This is a genomic window from Actinomadura sp. WAC 06369 (genome assembly GCF_003947565.1).
Classification (GTDB): domain Bacteria; phylum Actinomycetota; class Actinomycetes; order Streptosporangiales; family Streptosporangiaceae; genus Spirillospora; species Spirillospora rifamycini.
The window spans coordinates 1-18,774 of the sequence record NZ_QHJN01000028.1 but is presented as its reverse complement, the minus strand read 5'-3'; the positions used below and the strand labels follow the sequence as shown (position 1 = coordinate 18,774).

Annotated in this window: 13 protein-coding genes; 10 read left to right on the top strand and 3 right to left on the bottom strand. The window is 76.7% G+C overall.

What is annotated here, in order from left to right; genetic code table 11:
• Positions 1 to 26 precede the first annotated feature (26 nt).
• Positions 27 to 1,994: an ABC transporter ATP-binding protein gene (locus DMH08_RS10305; RefSeq protein WP_125613287.1), complete on the bottom strand. Its 1,968-nt coding sequence runs from the start codon at positions 1,992 to 1,994 to the stop codon at positions 27 to 29.
• A 184-nt stretch (positions 1,995 to 2,178) separates the two neighbouring features.
• Here DMH08_RS10305 and DMH08_RS10300 point away from each other — a divergent pair, with 184 nt between their 5' ends.
• A complete protein-coding gene (locus DMH08_RS10300) occupies positions 2,179 to 6,783 on the top strand; it encodes a cation-translocating P-type ATPase (protein WP_125613284.1) in 4,605 nt (1,534 codons plus the stop codon).
• Between the two features lie 76 nt (positions 6,784 to 6,859).
• On the opposite strand, the gene DMH08_RS10295 is transcribed toward DMH08_RS10300, so the two are convergent.
• Positions 6,860 to 7,063, bottom strand: a complete 204-nt coding sequence (locus tag DMH08_RS10295) for a hypothetical protein (RefSeq protein ID WP_026402821.1) — start codon at positions 7,061 to 7,063, stop codon at positions 6,860 to 6,862.
• Between the two features lie 166 nt (positions 7,064 to 7,229).
• Between DMH08_RS10295 and DMH08_RS10290 the strand changes: the two genes are divergently transcribed.
• The 5 genes from DMH08_RS10290 (at position 7,230) to DMH08_RS10270 (ending at position 12,528) form a co-directional block, all read left to right on the top strand.
• The gene (locus DMH08_RS10290; protein ID WP_125613283.1) at positions 7,230 to 8,504 is read left to right on the top strand and encodes a sensor histidine kinase; all 1,275 of its coding nucleotides are present in this window, start codon (positions 7,230 to 7,232) and stop codon (positions 8,502 to 8,504) included.
• Positions 8,492 to 9,151 (top strand): response regulator, encoded by a 660-nt coding sequence (locus DMH08_RS10285; protein WP_026402819.1) that lies wholly within the window; start codon positions 8,492 to 8,494, stop codon positions 9,149 to 9,151. The genes DMH08_RS10290 and DMH08_RS10285 overlap by 13 nt, the downstream gene beginning before the upstream one ends.
• 327 nt (positions 9,152 to 9,478) lie before the next feature.
• Positions 9,479 to 10,063 carry a TMEM165/GDT1 family protein gene (locus tag DMH08_RS10280; RefSeq protein ID WP_125613281.1) on the top strand — a complete coding sequence of 195 codons (585 nt, stop codon included), beginning with the start codon at positions 9,479 to 9,481 and terminating at the stop codon, positions 10,061 to 10,063.
• Positions 10,064 to 10,219: 156 nt separating this feature from the next.
• The gene (locus tag DMH08_RS10275) at positions 10,220 to 10,831 is read left to right on the top strand and encodes a Dps family protein (protein ID WP_051300747.1); all 612 of its coding nucleotides are present in this window, start codon (positions 10,220 to 10,222) and stop codon (positions 10,829 to 10,831) included.
• A gap of 233 nt (positions 10,832 to 11,064) precedes the next feature.
• Entirely contained in the window at positions 11,065 to 12,528 is a 1,464-nt protein-coding gene (locus DMH08_RS10270) for a DUF4303 domain-containing protein (protein ID WP_158642285.1), read from the top strand.
• Positions 12,529 to 12,555: 27 nt separating this feature from the next.
• Here DMH08_RS10270 and DMH08_RS10265 read toward each other — a convergent pair whose 3' ends face one another.
• Positions 12,556 to 13,230, bottom strand: coding sequence for an SMI1/KNR4 family protein (locus tag DMH08_RS10265; RefSeq protein ID WP_125613277.1), 675 nt, complete (start codon positions 13,228 to 13,230; stop codon positions 12,556 to 12,558).
• Between the two features lie 98 nt (positions 13,231 to 13,328).
• On the opposite strand from DMH08_RS10265, the gene DMH08_RS10260 reads away from it, so the two are divergent.
• The 4 genes from DMH08_RS10260 to DMH08_RS10245 all read left to right on the top strand — a co-directional run.
• Positions 13,329 to 14,327 (top strand): NAD-dependent epimerase/dehydratase family protein, encoded by a 999-nt coding sequence (locus DMH08_RS10260; RefSeq protein ID WP_125613275.1) that lies wholly within the window; start codon positions 13,329 to 13,331, stop codon positions 14,325 to 14,327.
• Between the two features lie 129 nt (positions 14,328 to 14,456).
• Positions 14,457 to 16,073 (top strand): alkaline phosphatase D family protein, encoded by a 1,617-nt coding sequence (locus DMH08_RS10255; RefSeq protein WP_125613273.1) that lies wholly within the window; start codon positions 14,457 to 14,459, stop codon positions 16,071 to 16,073.
• A 270-nt stretch (positions 16,074 to 16,343) separates the two neighbouring features.
• Positions 16,344 to 17,474, top strand: a complete 1,131-nt coding sequence (locus DMH08_RS10250; RefSeq protein WP_233617513.1) for a sigma-70 family RNA polymerase sigma factor — start codon at positions 16,344 to 16,346, stop codon at positions 17,472 to 17,474.
• A 371-nt stretch (positions 17,475 to 17,845) separates the two neighbouring features.
• Positions 17,846 to 18,774 (top strand): NYN domain-containing protein (locus DMH08_RS10245; RefSeq protein WP_148108586.1); only part of this gene is annotated, 929 nt, incomplete at its 3' end.

The following is an 18,774-nucleotide window of genomic DNA, read 5'->3' as shown; positions in this document are numbered from 1 at the left end:
GTGGGGCGGCGCTGTACCCCGGGCCGTCAGGTGGGGCGCGCGGCGTCGTCGTGGGCGGGGTCGAGCCGGTAGGCGGACGCCTGGAGCCCGTACAGCTCGGCGTAGAGCCCGCCTTCGGCCATGAGTTCGCGGTGGGTGCCCTGCTCGGTGACGCGGCCGCCGGTGAGGACGTAGATGCGGTCGGCGTGCCGGACGCTCGCGAGCCGGTGCGTGATCAGCAGGACGGTGCGGTCGTGCCGGACGGCGTGCTCGCGCATCTGCTCGAAGAGGTGGTGCTCGGCGCGGGCGTCGAGCGCGGCGGTCGGCTCGTCGCAGATCAGCAGGGGGGCGTCGCGGTAGAAGCCGCGGGCGGCCGCGAGCCGCTGCCACTGCCCGCCGGACAGCTCGTGGCCGTCCGCGAACCGCTTGTCGAGGAGGGTGTCGAGCCCGTGCGGGAGCGCGGCGACGACGTCGGCGGCGCCGGACGCGGCGGTGGCGCGGCCGACGGCCTCGCGGACGCCCGGGGCGGCGAGGTCGTCGCCCATGGTGACGTTCTCGGCGGCGGTCATCGGCCAGTGCGTGTGGTCCTGGGCGACGACGGCGATGGCGCGGCGCAGGACCTCGGGGTGCAGGTCGGCGGCGCGGACGTCGTCCCAGTGGACGGCCCCTTCCTGCGGGGTGTACAGGCCCGCGAGGATCTTCGCGAGCGTCGTCTTGCCGGAGCCGTTCTCCCCGACGAGCGCGACGATCTCGCCGCGGCGGAGCCGGACGGAGACCTTGTGGAGCGCGGGCGCGTCGCCGTCGGGGTAGGTGAAGGTGACGTCGTCGGCGGTGATCTCCCGGAAGCCGCGGAGGCCGCCGTCCCCCTCCGGGGGCGGGGCGGCGGCGCGGGCGTGCAGGTGCCGTTCGGCGTTCTCGCAGAAGGCGGTGTAGTCGCCGAAGTACAGGCCGTCCTCGTAGCAGCGGTTCAGCGAGTAGACGAGCCGGATGAGGGACGTCTGGCCGGCGCGGATCGCGAGGACGGCCGTCCCGGCGACGGCGAGCGGCATGACGCCCCGCCACAGCAGGGCGCCGAGCGCGCCGTACATGAAGGCGGTCGCGACGCCCTTGAGGACGTCGCCGTGGACCTGCGCGACGGTCTGGCTGCGGGCCAGGCCGAGGAGGACGTCGCGGATGTGGGCGGCGACGACGGCGTGGCGGCGCAGCAGGAAGTCGCGGACGGTGAAGGAGCGGACCTCGGCGGCGTGCTCGCGGCCGGTCATCAGGTCGGTGAGGATCCAGCCGCGCCGCCGGGTCTCCACGAGGCTGAGCTGGGTGAGGTAGCCGAGCCGGGCGGCGCGGACCGCGGCCCACCCTTCGGGGAGCGCGGTGAGCAGGAGCAGCGGCAGCAGCAGCGGGTGCAGGACGCCGAGGGCGCCGGCGGCGGCGGCGACGCCGACCGCGGCGGTGAGCAGGTCGACGGCGTTGTCGACCATGGAGGGGGCCGAGTCGACGCCGCGCAGCTTGGCGCGGTGCAGGTCGTCCTGGAACGCGGCGTCGTCGAACGCGGTGAGGTCGATCGCGGTGGTCAGCGTGTACAGGCGCTCTTCGACGAGCCGCAGGACCTGGGGCCGCAGCCGGGACTGCGCCCACTGCGCGGCCGCCGCGCACGCGGCCCGCGCGGTGACGGCCGCGCCGACCAGCAGGAGCTGCGGGGCGGCGGCGCGGACCCGGTCGGGGGTGGGGCCGGCCGACAGCAGCGCGGTGAGGACGCCCGTGGTGGCGAGCAGCCCGAACGCGGTGAAGATCCCGGCGACGACGTTGAGGGCGACCGTGGCGACCAGGTCGCGGCGCGCGGCTCCCCACGCGAGCCGCATGACCTGGCCGATGAGCACCGGGAGCCGCCGGGCCATGGTGAGCGTCCCGGTCCGGGACAGCTCGGCGCCCTTCACGTACCAGGCGTGCTCGGCGAGTTCCGGTCCGGCGGGCGGCGGCGGCGCGGTGCGGCGCCGCCGCCGGGACGGTCGGATGCGCATGGGCGACCTCCAGCACTCGGGGGGACCGGATCCACCTTCGTGCCGGGTCCGCGCCGGGAGGAGGGGGATCGTCCCCGTCCCGGACGCCACAGTTCTCCGCCGGACCGGTAAGCGACCGGACGGCCTGTTTGTGTTCCGTCACGCGGGGTAGTCGTTCGCGGATCATCGATGGGAGGGGGCGGGCGTGCGGATCCCGGGAGCGTCCGTCGTCGGGACGGTCCTCGCCGCGGCGGGCACGGGGGCGCGGCGGGCGGCGGAGCTCGCCGCCGGGGGCCCGCGCCGCCGGGTGTGGGCGGCGGACGGACGCGCGCACATCCAGGCGCGGGGCCTGTCGGGCGCCGGGGAGGAGCACCGCCGGTACGTGGCGGCGCTGACCGGGGCGCTGCGGCGGCTGGAGGGCGTCGACTGGGCGGAGGTCAACGCGGTCACCGGGCACGTCCTGGTGGCGTACGCGGAGGGCGCGGTGGACGTGCCGGACCTCGTGGCGGCGGTCGAGGACGCCGAGGCCGCGCACGCCCCGCCGCGGGAGGCCGCCGGCGCGTCCGCGCACAGCGTGCCGCCGGACGACGGGACGGCGTGGGCGGCGGCGGTGTCCGCGCTGGCGGCGGACTGCGCGGGGTTCGCGGGCGCGGTCGCCGGGCGGCTGCTGCTGCTGCCGCCGGTGCCGAGCCCGGTGCGGGCCGCGGTGTCGGCGGCGGACGCGGTCCCGCAGGTGCGGCGGCTGGTGGAGCGGCGGCTGGGCGTGCTCCGCGCGGACGCGCTGCTCGGGGTGGCGAACGCCGTCGCGCAGGGCGCCGGGCAGGGGCTCGCGCCGGTCGCGGTCGACGCCGCCCACCGGGTGTTCCAGCTGTACGAGATCGCGGCGCGCCGGGAGGCGTGGCGGGCCCGGGAGCCGCGGCTGGGCGCGCCGGGGCAGCCGGGCGACTGCGGCGCCCGCGCCGCCCGGCCGTGCCCGCTGCCGGACGGGCCGGTGGAGCGGGCCGCGGACCGGACGGCGCTCGGGAGCCTGCTCGGCGGCGCCGGGGTGCTGGCCGGGACGCGCGACGCGTCGGCCGCCGCCGAGCTGCTGATGGCGACCGTCCCGAAGGCGGCGCGGCACGGCCGGGAGGCGTTCGCGGCGGTGCTGGCGCACGACCTCGCGCGGCGCGGCGTGGTGCAGCTCGACCCGGGGGCGCTGCGGCGGCTGGACCGGGTCGGCGCGGTGGTGATCGACTCGGGGGTGCTGTGCGACGGGGAGCTGCGGCTGCTGTCGGCGGTCGCGACCGGCCCCGCGGACGGGGCGCTCGACGACGCGGGCGTGTGGCGGACGGCCGACGCGCTCCTCGCCGGGCACGGCCACGACGACCTGCGCGGACCGGGGCCGTGGCCCGCCGCGGACGGCGCGGACGGGTGGCGGCTGGCGCGCGCGGCGGACGCGCCGCCGGGCGGCCCCGCCGACCCGGACGGCGTCGCCCTCGACCTCCTCGACGGCGCCGGACGCGCGCGCGGCCGGGTGCGGGTCGGGTCGACGCTCGACCCGCTCGCCGAGGGCCTGCTCGCCGCCGCGCACGAGGCCGCGGACGTCGTCGTCCTGACCGAGCACGCCAGCACCCGGGAGCTACTGGCCTGGGGGGACGACTCCCCGGTGGCGGCGGGCGAGGCGGCCGGGTGCGTCCGCGACCTGCAGCGCGACGGGCGCTGCGTGCTGGTCGTCGCGGCCGGGGACGGCGCGGCGCTGGACGCGGCCGACGTCGGTGTCGGCGTGCTGCGCGGGGACGCGCCCGCCGACTGGCGCGCGGACCTGGTGTGCGGGCCGGGGCTCGCGGAGGCGTGGCGGCTGCTGGCGGCGGTGCGGCCCGCGCGGCGGGCCAGCGAGCGGGCCGCGCAGCTCTCGCTGAGCGCGTCGGCGCTGGGCGCGCTGCTGCTGGTGGGGCGGCGGCCGCGGAGCCGCGCCGCGGCGGGCCCGCTGCGCCGCGCGGCCGGGTCGTGGCGGGACGTCCCGCCGATCTACGTGGCGTCGCTGTCGGCGATGCTCGCGAACGCGGTGGCCGCGCGGCGGCTGAACCACCGCGAGCTGCCGCCCCCGGTCGTCCGGGACGCGTGGCACGCGCTGACCGCCGAGGAGGCGTGGCGCCGCCTGGCGCGCACCGCGTCCGGCCGGACGGACGAGCCCGCGGCCGGGCCCGAGCACGGGCCCGGGCCCGAGCGCGGGCACCGGCGCGAGCGCGGGGAGCGGCGCGCGGTCGCGCGGCCCGTCGGGGCGGGGCTGCGGTTCGCCGCCGCCGTCCGGCAGGAGCTCGACGACCCGCTGACGCCGGTCCTCGCGCTCGGCGCGGCGGCGTCGGCGGTGGTGGGCTCCAGCGTGGACGCGCTGCTGGTCGCCGGGGTGATGACCGGCAACGCCCTGATCGGCGCGGCGCAGCGGACGCGGGCGGAGCGCGCCCTGGAGGACCTGATGCTGGGGCAGCGGATCCACGCCCGCCGGCTGCGCGTCGCCCCCGGCGCGCCCGGCGGGTTCGAGGCGCTGCGCGGCGCCCGCGGCGACCGGGTCACGGCCGACCGGCTGCGCGCCGGGGACGCGATCCTGCTGAACGCGGAGGACGTCGTGCCCGCGGACGCCCGGCTGCTGTGGGCGGAGTCGTTCGAGGTGGACGAGGCGGCGCTGACCGGCGAGTCGGTCCCGGTCGGCAAGAGCGTCGAGCCGTCGCCGGGCGACGACCCGGCCGACCGGCACTGCATGGTCTACGAGGGGACGACGGTCAGCGCGGGCACGGCGGTCGCCGCGGTCGTCGCGACCGCCGAGGCGACGGAGGCGGGCCGGGCCGCCGCGCTGGCGGGCGGCGCGGACCCGTCGTCCAGCATGCAGGCGCGGCTGGCGGAGCTGACGCACCGCGCGCTGCCCGCGACGGCGCTCGGCGGCGCGGCCGTCACCGCGCTCGGCCTGCTGCACGGCCTGGACCTGCGGCGCGCGCTCGGGTCGGGCGTCGCGATCGCGGTCGCGGCCGTCCCGGAGGGGCTGCCGCTGGTCGCGACGGTGTCGCAGCTCGCGGCGGCGCGGCGGCTGTCGCGGCTCGGCGTGCTGGTCCGCTCCACGCGGGCGCTGGAGGCGCTCGGCCGGGTCGACACGGTGTGCTTCGACAAGACGGGGACGCTCACCGAGGGGCGGCTGCACGTCGTCCGGGCGTCGGGCCCCGGCCGTCCGCTGCCGCTGACCGGGGACGACGGGCGGCGGATCCTGCGGGTCGCGGCGCGCGCGTGCCCGCCGCCGGGCGGCGAGCGGGCGCCGCACGCCACCGACCGGGCCGTGCTGGAGCGGGCGGAGAGCCTGCCGCCCGACACCGGGTGGCGGCTGGCGGAGGAGCTGCCGTTCGAGACGACCCGGGGCTTCTCGGCGTCCCTCGGGCACGACGGCGACCGGGCGGTCGTCGCGGTGAAGGGCGCCCCGGAGATGCTGCTGGCGAAGTGCGGCCGCGTGCACGGCGGCCGGCGGCGCCCCGACCTGAAGAGCGCCGCGCGCAAGGGCGCCGGCCGCGGGGCCGCGGACGGCGCGGAGGAGGACGCGCCGCTCACCGCCGCGCGCCGCCGGGCGGCCGCCGCGACCGTGCACCGGCTGGCCGGGCAGGGCCTGCGGGTGCTCGCCATCGCGGAGCGGACCGTCCCGGACGCCGACCGGGTGCGCGGGGAGATCGCCGAGCACGTCGAGGACCTCACCCTGCTCGGCTTCATCGGCATCGCCGACACCCCGCGGCCGACCGCCGAGGAGGCCGTGCAGCGGCTCCGCGACGCCGGCGTCCGGGTCACCATGATCACCGGGGACCATCCGGACACCGCCGCGGCCGTCGCTGCCGAACTCGGCATCCCCGGCGCCGACCGCGTCCTCACCGGCGCCGAGATGGACGCCATGCCGGTCGGTGCGCGGGTGAAGGCGGTCGAGGCCGCGTCGGTCTTCGCGCGCGTTTCGCCCGCGCAGAAGGTCCGCATCGTCAAGGACCTGCACCGGGCCGGGCGGGTGGTGGCGATGACCGGCGACGGCGCGAACGACGCCGCCGCCATCCACCGCGCGGACGTCGGCATCGCCGTCGCGGGCCGCGGGTCCGGCGCGGCGCGCAGCGCGGCGGACCTGGTGCTCACCGCGCCCGACACCGCGCTGATCCTGGACGCCCTGCGGGAGGGGCGCGCGCTGTGGCGCAGCGTCCGCGACGCCGCGGCGATCCTCGTCGGCGGCAACGCGGGCGAGGTGGCGTTCACCGTCCTCGGGACGGCCCTCCAGGGGAACGCCCCGCTGAGCCCCCGGCAGGTGCTCGTCGTCAACATGCTCACCGACATGCTGCCGTCGCTCGCCGTCGCCCTCACCCCCGCCGGGCCCGGCGCCGACCCGGCGGAGCCGCTCGGCGGGCCCGTGCGCGGGTTCACCGGCCGGGAGATGCGGCAGGTGCTCGCCGTGCGCGGCACCGCGACCGCCGCGGCCGCCCTGGTGTCCTGGCAGGCCGGACGGCTCGCCGGGTTCCTGCCGCGCGGGGCGCGGCGCGCGTCCACGATGGGGCTGGCCGCGCTCGTCGGCGCGCAGCTCGGCCAGACGCTCATCGCGCGCTGGCACAGCCCGCTCGTCCTCGCGACCTGCGCGGCGTCGGCCGCCGCGCTGTTCGCGATCGTCGAGACGCCCGGGATCAGCGGGTTCTTCGGCTGCACCCCGCTGGGCGCCGGGGCGTGGACGGTCGTCCTGCTGGCGGCGGCGGGCGCGACCCTGGGCGCCGCCGCGGCGCCGCGGCTGCTGCCGCCCGCCGGCGAGGAGCCGTCCCCGGCGGCCTGACCGGCGGGCCCGATCGGCGGGCCCGATCGGCGGGCCCGATCGGCGGGCCCGATCGGCGCGGCCGGCCGTGCGGCGGTCAGGGGCGGGCGGGGCGGCGGTTCCGGTAGTGGTGGACGATCAGCCCGACGACGGCGGCGAAGCTGATCAGGCTGAACACGGCGTTGCCGATGAGGGACATGCCGGTGGTCGAGAACAGGACGTTGCCGACCAGGCCGATGGCGAGCGCCATCCACAGTGCCGGGCGCAGGTATCCGTCGCGGGCGTCGCCGGAATTCGTCATCGCGGGCTCCTCGGAAGGTCGTCGTTCGCGGTGCTTGCCACGCTAGGGACGCCGCCGCCCGGGGACGATCCAGCCATCGCGTCGCATTCGGGTACAGCAGGCTGTACTCCGAAACATCTGACAACTCTCCGCTCGCACCCTACGATCTTCATACCGTGAGGTATCGATGACGGTGAGCGAGCGCGGCGCGGCCGTGTCCGGCCGCGGGCGGCGCGGACCGCTGGTCCGGCGTGCCCGCGCGGTGTTCGACGCGGTCGAGCACCTCGCCGGCGGGGTCGGCACGGCGGTGCTGGCGCTGGCCGCGCTGGCGTGGCTGGTCCTCGTCGGGCTCCTGTGCCTCGTCGGCGCGGGCCTGCTGCTGACGCGCACCGTCCCCCGGGTCGTCCGGATCGTCGCGGAACGCGAGCGCGGACGGCTGTCGCGGTGGGGCCCGGACGAGCTGTTCGGCGCGGGCCGCCCGGCGGACGGGCTGCGCGCCGCGCTCGCCGACCCGGTCGTCCGGCGGGAGCTGCGCTGGCTCGCCGTCCACGCCACGTTCGGCTGGGTCGTCGGGCTCCTCGGGCTGACGTTCGCGCTGCACGCCGTGCAGGACATCACGTACCCGGTGTGGTGGCGGATCCTGCCGGCGGACGACGCCACGCCGACGCTCGTGCCCTGGACGGTGCAGAGCGAGGGGGACGCCGTCGGCGTCGGGTTCTTCGGCGTCGGCCTCGCCGTCCTGTTCGTGGCGGTCGGCCCGGCGCTGGCGCGGTTGCAGGCGCGGCCGGGGCGGCGGCTGCTGGCGCCGCCCGCCGACATGGACCTGTCGCTGCGGATCGCGCACCTGTCGTCGACCCGCGCGGCGGCGCTGGACGCGCACGCGACGGAGCTGCGGCGGATCGAGCGCTCCCTGCACGACGGCGCGCAGAACCGGCTCGTCGCCGTGACCGTGCTGCTCGGCGCGACCCGGCGGGCGCTGGCCCGCGACCCGGCGAAGGCGGAGGAGCTGCTCGACCAGGCGCAGGACGCCGCCGAGCGGGCGCTCGGCGAACTGCGCACGGTCGTCCGCAGCATCCTGCCGCCGGTGCTGGAGGGCCGGGGGCTCGCGGGCGCGCTGGCCGGGCTCGCCGCGGACTGCGCCGTCCCGTGCGACGCGGACATCGACGTCCCGGGCCGCTGCCCCGTGTCCGTCGAGGCCACCGCGTACTTCGTGACGGCGGAGGCGCTCACCAACATCGCCAAGCACAGCCGGGCGCGGCGCGCGAGCGTGACCGCGCGCCGCGACGCGGACGTCCTGGCCCTGCGGATCGAGGACGACGGCGTCGGCGGCGCGGACGGCCGCGGCGGCAGCGGGCTGACCGGGATCCGCAGCCGGGTCGCGGCGCTCGACGGACGCCTCGCCGTGACCAGCCCGCCCGGCGGGCCGACGATCATCGAAGTGGAGCTGCCGTGCGGATTGTGACCGCCGAGGACGACGTCCTGCTGCGCGAGGGCGTCGCCCTGCTGCTGCGCGCCGAGTCCCTGGACGTGGTCGCCACCACCGAGGACGCCGACGCGTTCCTCGCGGCCGTGGACGAGCACGAGCCGGACGTCGCGATCGTCGACGTCCGGATGCCGCCGACCCACACCGACGAGGGCATCAAGGCCGCGGTCGAGGCGCGGCGGCGGCACCCGGGCCTGGCGGTGCTGGTGCTGTCCGCGTACGTCGAGCAGTCGTTCGCGAACGAGCTGCTGGCGGGCGGCGCGGAACGGCTCGGGTACCTGCTGAAGGAGCGGGTGGGCCGGGTCGAGCAGTTCCTGGACGCGCTGTACCGGGTGGCCGGGGGCGGCACGGCGATCGACCCGGACGTCGTCACGCAGCTGCTCCGGCGGAGCCGTCCGGGCAGCGGGCTGGAGCGGCTGACGGCGCGGGAGCGGGACGTGCTCGCGCTGATGGCGGAGGGGCTCGGCAACGCCGCGATCGCCGAGCGGCTGGTCGTCACCGAGGGCGCCGTGCACAAGCACATCCGCAACATCTTCGCGAAGCTCGACCTGGCGCCGACCGACCGCGCGGACCGCCGGGTCGCGGCCGTCCTGCGCTACCTGGACGAGACGGGGCAGCGCGTCTGACGCGGATCTCCCGCGCGTCCGCGCCAGGGCCCGCGCCAGGGCCCGCGCCAGGGCCCCGTGGCGCCCGGCCCTTGAAGCGGAGGGGGACGAGCGGGTATGAATGGGATGCAGCGAAGGGGAGTAGTCCTGCAACACCGCTGGTCGACATACTGGACGTCTTCGGACGTCCCGGCCATCGGGCCCGCGGCGGCGCGGGCGGACGAGACCTTCGGCTTGGCATGAAGCGGCCCGCACGGCACCGTGCGGGGCGTTCCGTCGTGCCGGGCCGAGTGGTCCTCCTCCCGGGGTGCGGAGCGCTCTGCCCGGCCCCAGCAGAAAGCGCCCGCAATGCACTTCGACCTGCTGGCGGTCCTCACCGCCTTCGGTCTGATCTTCCTCGCCGAGCTTCCCGACAAGACGATGTTCGCGTCCCTGGCCATGGGCACGCGGATGCGGCCCCTGTACGTCTGGTTCGGCACGTCGACCGCGTTCGCGGTGCACGTGGCGCTGGCGGTGGGCGCCGGAAGCCTGCTGAGCCTGCTGCCGGGGACGGCCGTGAAGCTGGTGTCGGCCGCGCTGTTCGCCTTCGGCGCCGTCATGCTGTGGCGGGGCGGCGGCGACGAGGACGAGGAGGACGCGGCCGGGAAGACCGTCACGTCCTTCTGGCCCGTCTACACGACCGCGTTCACGGCCGTGTTCGTCAGCGAGTGGGGCGACCTGACGCAGATCACCACCGCGAACCTGGCCGCGACGAACGGCTGGCTGCCGACGGCGGTCGGGTCGGCCGCGGCGCTGATGTCGGTGTCGGCGCTGGCGCTGCTCGCGGGCCGGTTCATCGCGAAGCGGGTCCCGCTGCGGACCGTCCAGCGCGTCGGCGCCCTGTGCATGGCGGGCCTGGCGATCTGGACGCTCGTCGAAGCGTTCACCGGCTGACGCGAAGCGTTCGCCGGCTGACGCGCAGCGTGCACCGGCTGACGCGCGGGCCGTGAGGCTTTGTGTCCACTTTGAACGCTCTGCGGTGCTCTTGGTGCGGCTCGGGGGAGGTTACGGGCGGTTGTACTCGAACGCCTACTTACCGAGGAGTTGTGCATGGCGGCCGATCGCTCGACGAACACCACCCGGTCCAGCCAGCCGTGGCTGCACGTGGACGGGACGGAGATCCAGGAGTTCGGGACCATGCGGATGTTCCCGCTGGGCCTCTCCCGGGACGCGCGGGAGTACTCCTGCCAGCGGCTCAACCAGATCCTGGCGGACTCCCAGATCCTCTACGCCCTCTACAAGAAGCACCACTGGCTGATGCGCGGCCCGACCTTCTACCAACTGCACCTGCTGCTGGACAAGCACGCCGGCGAGCAGCTCGAGATCATCGACACGATCGCGGAGCGCGTCCAGACCCTCGGCGGCGTCGCGGTCGGCGACCCGCGGCACGTCGCGGAGATCACCGTGATCCCGCGGCCGCCGAACGGCGTCGAGGAGGTCCCCGCGATGCTGTCCCGCCTGATCGAGGCGCACGAGACGATCCTCGTCGCCTGCCACGACGCGGCGGCCCGCACCCAGGAGATGGGCGACGACGGGACGAACGACCTGATCGTCTCCGAGGTGATCGGCCCGAACGAGCTCCAGGCGTGGTTCCTGATCGAGCACCTCGTCGACACCCCGCTCGTCGAGCGCCCGCAGCGCCCGTCCCACACGCACAACTGACTCCGGCGCCGCCGCCTCCCGACCCTCTCCACCGGCCCGCACGCCCGCGCGTGCGGGCCGCGCCGCGTCCGCGGACGGCCCGGCGCGGCCGGATGCGGACGGAGGGCGGGCGGATGCGCCGGGGCGCTCCCGAACCGTCCGCGGACGGTGGTAAGTCAGATGTCGGCGGGCGGCGGCGAGGGGGTTCGGATGAGGACGCGGACGGACGTGCACGGCCCGGCGCGGGACGCGGGGTGAGGTTCGGGGGCGTCCCGATGGGCGCGGACCGGGCCCGCCGGGCGGCGGTCGAGGAGCTGGCGGGACGGCTGGCCGCCGCGGCGCGTGCGGCGTTCGCGCAGGCGCGGGAGGCGCATCCCGGGGAGGCGTTCTACTGCTTCGGGCTCTTCACCGGCCCGCTCTGCGAGTACGTCCTGCCGACGTGCGGTTCGGAGGAGGGGCTGCGGGCGGTGGCGCGCGTGTACGCGGGCGAGTTCGGGCGGACGGCGGAGGAGCACGCCGCGGAGCTGCGGTGGAGCCCGGCCGATTCGCCGCACCACATGCTCGGCGAGCACCATTTCGCCGCCGTCCAGGAGTGGCTGGACGGCCGGGCCGCCGGCGGGGAGGTCGACGGCGCCGAAGCGGAGCTGCGCCGGGAGGCGTGCTTCCGGGCGCTGGCCGGGCTGGACGACGAGGGGTTCTTCGGGCGCGGGGACGAGCGCGACCGGGTGGTGGTCGCGGTGCTGCGAGGCGACCAGAGCGACCGGAGCCTGCTGGAGGGCGTGCGGCGGCTGAACCCGGCGGCGGCCGCGGCGCGGCTGGCGGCGGACCTGGACGTTCCGGAGCCGGAGGGCGCGTCCGCGGCGCTCGGCTCCCCGGGGACGTACCAGGTGACGGCGCTCGCGTTCGCGGCGGAGGCGCGGCTGCTCGTGGCGTGCGGGTCGGGCGGCGAGCTGTTCGCGTGGGAGGCGGACGGCGGCCGGGAGGTCCTCGCGGTGCGGCACCGCGCGGCGTACTGGCGGGCCGCGGTGTCGGCGGACGGCCGGGTGCTGGTGCTGCGGGACGGGCAGGAGGCGGTGCGGGCCGGGCTGCCGGGCGGGGAGCGCCGGGAGGCGGGCTTCGGCGACGCGTGGGACGTCGCGGTGTCGCCGGACGGGTCGGTCGCGGCCGCCGCGGGCATGACCGTCCGGGCGTTCGCGGGCGGGCGGGAGCTGTGGCGGGCGGAGCGCCCGGCGTCGGCGGTGCGGTTCTCCCCGGACGGGGCGCTGCTGGCGGTGGTCGCCGACGGCCCGGAGAGGGGCGTCGCGGTGCTGGACGCGGCGGACGGCGCGGTGGTGCGGGAGCTGGTCCGGACGGGGCCGCCGGTGCGGCACCGCGCGGCGTGGTCGCCGGACGGCGGGCTGCTCGCGGTCGCCGACGCGGCGGCGGCGCGGCTGTGGCACCGGGACGGGCGGTCGTTCGGCGCGGGCCGCGCCATCGCGTTCGCGCCGCACGCCGGGCAGCCCGCCGACCTGGCCTTCTCGCCGGATGGAACGGTCCTGGCGACGGCGCACGAGGACGGCGGCGTCCACGTGTGGGACGCCGGCACCGGCCGGCACGTGCGGTGGCTGCGCGGGACGCAGGAGGCGATGACCGCGGTGGTCTGGCTGGACAGCGCGCGGCTGGCGGCGGCCGGGCGCGACGTCGACGCGGGCCCGCCGGTCCGCGTCTGGACGGTGTGACCGCCGGGCGATCGGGGGCCGGGCCGGTCAGCCGTTCAGCCAGTCGCCCGGGTGGGCGTCGCGGAAGCGGTCGAGGGCCTCGGGGTCGCGGGCGCGGACGGAGAGCATGGCGCCGTCGTCGCACAGGAGCACGCCGGGGCCCGCGTAGAAGGACACTCCATCGTCGGGGACGGGCAGCGGCACGCGGGTGAAGCTCCGGCCGAGATCGTCGTCGCCGTCGTCGAGGTCGCGGTGGTCGCAGACCTCCTCGGCCTGCGTGGACTCCGTCAGCAGGATCTCCAGGCAGGCGACGGAGAACGTGTCGTACCAGGGCTCCCAGGGGCCGTCGTCGACGCTCATCCGGACGGGCGGGTCGGCGGCGTCCATGTCGGTGACGAGGACGCCCCAGGTCGCGACGCCCTGGTTCTCCTCGCGGAACACGACGCCGCCCGCGTGCAGGTAGAAGTCCTCGGGCGCCAGCAGGCCGTGCAGGTTGGTGTGCAGGTCGGGGCGGCGGCCGAAGAGCGCGTACGCCTCCCGCAGCGCGGTGGGGAGCGTGACGCCGAGGGCCGTCTCGGCGGCGTCCAGGTCGGTGGCGGACGTGCCGTCGCCGGGGCCGAGCGGGACGCCCCAGTGCGCGGCGAAGCCCCGGACGTACGTCCACGCGGCCTCCCGGTCGTGGAGGGCGGCGGGGAGGTCGCGGACGATGTCGAAACCGGTCACGGGCGCGAACCTACCGGTACCGGGACCCTCCTGACCGTCCGTCCGCTCAGCGGGGGGCGAGCGTTCTGTACCGAACGTACAGAGCGTACAGTTGACGCATGCGATTGCTGATGCTCGGAGGGACCGAGTTCGTGGGCCGGGCCGTCGTCGAGGACGCCCTCGCGCGCGGCTGGGACGTGACCGTCTTCAACCGGGGCCGGAACGCGCCGCCGCCGGGCGCGGCGGTCCTGCGCGGCGACCGGACGGCGCCCGGCGGCCTCGCCGCGCTCGCCGCCGCCCGCGGCGAGTGGGACGCGGTCGTCGACGCCTGGTCGTGGGCGCCGTCCGCCGTGCGCGACGCCGCGCGCCTCCTCGCCGGACGCGCCGGACGGTTCGTCTACGTGTCGAGCCGGTCCGTGTACCCGTTCCCCACCTCGCCGGAACTCGGCGAGGACGCGCCCGCCGTGGAGGGCTCCCCGGACGACGAGGCGTCCGACGACTACGCGCGGGCGAAGCGCGGCGGGGAACTCGCGGCGCTCGGCGCGTTCGGCGCGGACCGGACCGTCCTGGTGCGCGCGGGCCTGATCCTTGGACCGTACGAGAACATCGGACGGCTGCCGTGGTGGCTCACCCGGATCGCCGAGGGCGGCCGCGTCCTCGCGCCCGGCCCCCGCGACCTCGCCCTGCAGTACATCGACGTCCGCGACCTCGCCGCCTGGACCCTCGACGCGATCGAGAAGCGGCTGTCCGGCCCGTTCAACGTGGTGAGCGCCCCCGGGCACACGACGATGGGCGGGCTGCTCGACGCCTGCGTCCGCGCGACGGGCTCCGACGCGCGGCTCGTCTGGACGGACCCGGAGCGCGTCCTCGCGGCGGGCATCGAGCCGTGGAACGAACTCCCCGTCTGGCTGCCGCCCGGCGGCGACCTCTACCGGACCCTGCACCTCGCGAACGTCGACCGCGCCCTGTCCACCGGGCTGCACTGCCGTCCCGTGGACGACACCGCCGCCGACACCTGGGCGTGGCTGCGGACGATCGGGGGACGCGCGCCGCAGCGCCCCGACCGTCCGTCCCCGGGGCTGCCGCGGGAGAAGGAGGCGCTGGTCCTGGACGGCTGAGGACCCGCGCCCGGCACCGCTCCGCGGCCCCCGGAGCCCGCGCCGCCGGGGCCCGGACCTCCCGTGATCTTGCACCGGGGGCCGCCGTTCCAGTGGACGCGGCGGCCCCCGGCCCGGTAGAGAGCACATATGACCGCTTTGGTACTCGGCCCCCACCTCCGGCACGTGAGCTCCCACACGGCGACGATCTTCGTGGAGACCGACCGTCCCTGCGAGGTCCGCGTCGTGGGCGACGGGGTGGACGCGGCGGCGCGCACGTTCACCGTGCACGGCCACCACTACGCCGTCGTCGACGTCGCCGGCCTCCCCGCGGGCGCCCGCGTCCCCTACGAGGTCGTCGCGGACGGCGAGACCGTCTGGCCGCTCGGCACCGAGTTCCCCCCGAGCCTCATCCGGACGCTCCCGGACGTCGGCCCGCTGCGCATCGCGTTCGGCTCCTGCCGCCGCTCCCCCGGCACCGTCGAGCAGTTCGGGCACGACGCCCTCACCGCGTTCGCCCGCCGCCTGCGCGCGTTCGGCGACGGCGTCGACTGGCCGGACGTCCTGCTCATGGTCGGCGACCAGGTGTACGCGGACGAGCTGGGCGAGGAGATGCTCGAGTACATCCGGGAGCGGCGCGGCGACGAACCGCCGGTCGGCGAGGTCGCCGACTACGAGGAGTACGTCCGGCTCTACGAGCTGGCCTGGCGCGACGACGCGGAGGTGCGGTGGCTGCTGTCGACCGTGCCCACCTTCACGGTCTTCGACGACCACGACATCCGCGACGACTGGAACACCTCCTACGCGTGGCGCGAGGAGATGTGGGCGCAGCCCTGGTGGCGGGCGCGCATCACCGGCGGCATCGGGTCGTACTGGGTGTACCAGCACCTCGGCAACCTGTCGCCGGAGGAACGCGCCGACGACCCGATCTTCGCGCAGGTGCGGGCCGCGTCCGACGCGACCGGCGACGCCGCGGACGTCCTGGACGCGTTCACCGAGCGCGCCGACCGCGAGCCCGAGAGCATGCGGTGGAGCTACGCGCACGACTTCGGCGGCGTCCGCTTCATCGTCGTCGACAGCCGCTGCTCCCGCCTGCTCACCCCCGAGCGGCGCGGCATGCTGGACGACCGCGAGTTCGCGTGGCTGGGCGAGCAGTGCCAGGGCGACGTCGAGCACCTCGTCATCGCCAGCTCCCTGCCGTTCCTGCTGCCCCGCGCCATCCACGACGCCGAGAACTGGAACGAGGCCATCTCCGAAGGGGCGTGGGGGCGGCCCGGCGCGGCCCTCGGCGAGAAGATGCGGCAGGCCGTCGACCTGGAGCACTGGGCGGCGTTCGACCGGTCGTTCCGCGAGGTCGCCTCGCACGTCCTCGCGATCGGGCGGGGCGAGCGCGGATCCGTCCCGGGGAGCATCACGTTCCTGTCCGGCGACGTGCACTTCTCCTACCTGGCGCGGGTCGACGAGCCCGACATCGAGACGAAGATCGCGCAGATCGTCTGCTCGCCGTTCCGCAACCCGCTGGACGGCAAGATCCGCGTCGCGCAGCGGCTCGCCTGCATGTGGGAGACCGCGACGCCGTTCCGCTGGCTCGGGAAGCTCGCGAAGGTCCCCCCGCCGCCGATGAAGTGGCGCGTCACCGAGGGGCCCTGGTTCGACAACGCCATCGCGACCGTGACGCTGGCGGGCCGCGACTGCGACGTCACCTGGGAGTCGCCCCGCACCTCGGGCGCGCTCGTCGAACTGGGCAGCGCCGACATCACCGGCTGACCCGGCGGAACCGGGAACGGTGTGCTCGCTCCGCCCCCTCGCCGGAGCGAGCACACCCCCCGGTAGCGGCCGAAGCCCCCTCCGACATCGCCCGCGCCTCATCCAACGGCATCGCGGCGCGTCCATGACGCGACTCCGCGAAAAAATCCGGTCTCCCCGAATCGAACGACAAACGGTCGCCAAGCCGTCACAATGAGCGAGCAAGGCCGACGTGGGGCGCGCTGGCGCCACCGCGGCGCGGCGGGAGGCGTACGGCGCGAGGGGGCCGGTGTGCACCAGGAGAAGCCCGAGGCCGGCGACGCGGCGCTCATCTCCCGGGTCCGCGCCGGCGACACCGACGCCTACGGCACGCTCTGCGAACGGCACGTCCCGGCCGCGCGCGGCCTGGCCCGGCACCTCGCCGACGGCGACACCGCCGAGGACGCCGTCCAGGAGGCGCTCGCCAGGATCCTCGACCTGATGCGGCGCGGCGGCGGCCCCGACTCCGGGTTCCGCCCCTACCTCCTCACCGCCGTGCGGCGCGCCGTGTACGACCGGTACCGCGCCGACCGCCGGGTCGACCCCACCGACCGGATCGACGACCTCGACCGCGGCACCCCCTTCGAGGACCCCGCGCTGCGCGACCTGGAGCGCTCGATGGTCCTCGGCGCGTTCCAGTCGCTGCCCGAGCGCTGGCAGACCGTCCTGTGGCACACCGAGATCGAGGGCGCCCGGCCCGCCGAGGTCGCCCCGCTGCTCGGCCTCACCGCCAACGGCGCCGCCGCGCTCGCCTACCGGGCCCGCGAGGGGCTGCGGCAGGCGTACCTGCAGATGCACCTGGCGGCGCTGCCCGCCGAGCGCGGCGCCTGCCGCGAGGCGGTCGGCAAGCTCGGCGCCTACGTGCGGGACGGCCTCGCCCGCCGCGACACCCGCCGCGTCCGCGGCCACCTCGACGGCTGCGCCGGCTGCACGGCCGTCCACGCCGAACTCGCCGAGCTGAACGGCGCGCTCCGCGAGGTCCTCGGCCCGCTGGTGCTGGGCGGGGCGGCGACCGCCTACCTGGCGGCGGGCGGCGGCCTGTTCGGCTGGCTGTTCGGCTGGCTGGGGCCCCTGCCCCCGCCGAGCCGGAGCCCGAGCCGGAGCCGGAGCCCGCGCCGCCGGTCGTCGAGGCCGACGTGGATGGCGAGGTCGACGTCGATGTCGACGTCGATGTCGAGGGCGGCGCGGTCGTCCGGACGCGGGTGCACGTCGGCGCGGCGGTCGAGGTGGACGTCCCGGTGCGCGCGGCCGCGGCGGGCGGCGTCCGGGTGGGCGTCCGGGTCGGCGAGGAGACGCGGATCCGCGCGGAGATCGACGTCCAAACTGACCTGTAGGCCACACCTGCCTGACCCCGGGTGCGCGGGGGCCGCCGTGCGAGCGTGAGGGCGCCGTCGCCATGCGAGCGTGAAGACGAGGTCGCGCAGTGCCCCGCCCGAACCGTTCACCTGCCCGTTCCCGTAAAGATCGGCCGGAAGCCGGGGGGCGGACCGGAACGGCTGGTAGCGTCCGCCGAAGTCTCCAATTCGTTGTTACCGGAGAGTCGCGGACCGGCCGGACCCCGTGAAAGAGTGGCGAATCGCCGTATTGGCCTACGAGGCTGACGGGCTTCACTACGCTATGGAAGGCCCTAGGTCATTACGCCGCCCACGTCCCCTACAGCAGGAAGGGCAGGCGCCGAAGATGGTCACGCTCGCCGGCCTGACCGCGGGCTGGGCACCCCGTGAGCTCCCGTGCCAGAGGAAGGGCGGTGTCGCATGGATCGCTGCGCGCTGTTCGTAGACGCCGGCTACCTGCTGGGCGACGGTGCCATGGCGGTGCACGGCACCCGCCATCGCGACGCCGTGGCCTGGGACTTCAGCGGCCTCCTGCAACTGCTGAACAACCTCTCACGGGAGCGCACCGGCCTGCCGCTGCTGCGCTGCTACTGGTACGAGGCCACCGTCGAGGGCCGCCGCGCCCCCGAGCACGACGCGCTCGCCGACCTGCCCGGCCTCAAACTCCGGCTCGGCCGCATCCGCCCCGGCCGCCGCGAGGGCGTCGACACCGAGATCCACCGCGACCTCATGACCCTCGCCCGCAACGCCGCCCTCGCCGAGGCCGTCCTGGTCAGCGGCGACGAGGACCTCGCCCAGGTCGTCGCCGACGCGCAGGACCTCGGCGTCCGCGTCACCGTCGTGCACGTCGCCGTCGACGGCAACTGGACGATCTCGCGGGTGCTGCGGCAGGAGTGCGACGACCTCATCGAGATCGGCGCCGGCGACCTGCGCCCCTACGTGAACCTCCTGACGGGCATGGATTCCGCGCACTCGTCCGGCGCGCACTCGTCCGGTGGGGGGTCGTCCGGCGCGAGTACGTCCGGCAGCGGTACGTCCGGCGCCTCGGCCGCGCCGTCGATCAGCTCGCCGCCGTCCGGTTCCGTCCTGCCCGGCGTGCCGATCGGCTCGTCCGCCGCGTCGTCCGTGTCGTCCGGGGCGTCCCCCGTGCCGTCCGCGCGGTCCGCGTCGTCGGGGGCGTCCGCGTCGTCCGGGGCGAGCCCGCTGTCGAACGGGCACGGCAACGGAGCGTCCCTCGGGTCCCTGCAGCCCGCCCCGCACCATGGCCCGCCGCCGTCGTCGCCGATCACCGGCACGCCGGGCAGGACGGAACCGGACGGCGGCGAGCTGATCGACGGCGCGGCCGAGGC

Bases quoted from the DNA above. Each gene is read 5' to 3' on its own strand.
- DMH08_RS10305 (WP_125613287.1), bottom strand. From the start codon at position 1,994: ATGCGCATCCGACCGTCCCGGCGGCGGCGCCGCACCGCGCCGCCGCCG.
- DMH08_RS10295 (WP_026402821.1), bottom strand. From the start codon at position 7,063: ATGACGAATTCCGGCGACGCCCGCGACGGATACCTGCGCCCGGCACTG.
- DMH08_RS10290 (WP_125613283.1), top strand. From the start codon at position 7,230: ATGACGGTGAGCGAGCGCGGCGCGGCCGTGTCCGGCCGCGGGCGGCGC.
- DMH08_RS10280 (WP_125613281.1), top strand. From the start codon at position 9,479: ATGCACTTCGACCTGCTGGCGGTCCTCACCGCCTTCGGTCTGATCTTC.
- DMH08_RS10275 (WP_051300747.1), top strand. From the start codon at position 10,220: ATGGCGGCCGATCGCTCGACGAACACCACCCGGTCCAGCCAGCCGTGG.
- DMH08_RS10260 (WP_125613275.1), top strand. From the start codon at position 13,329: ATGCGATTGCTGATGCTCGGAGGGACCGAGTTCGTGGGCCGGGCCGTC.
- DMH08_RS10255 (WP_125613273.1), top strand. From the start codon at position 14,457: ATGACCGCTTTGGTACTCGGCCCCCACCTCCGGCACGTGAGCTCCCAC.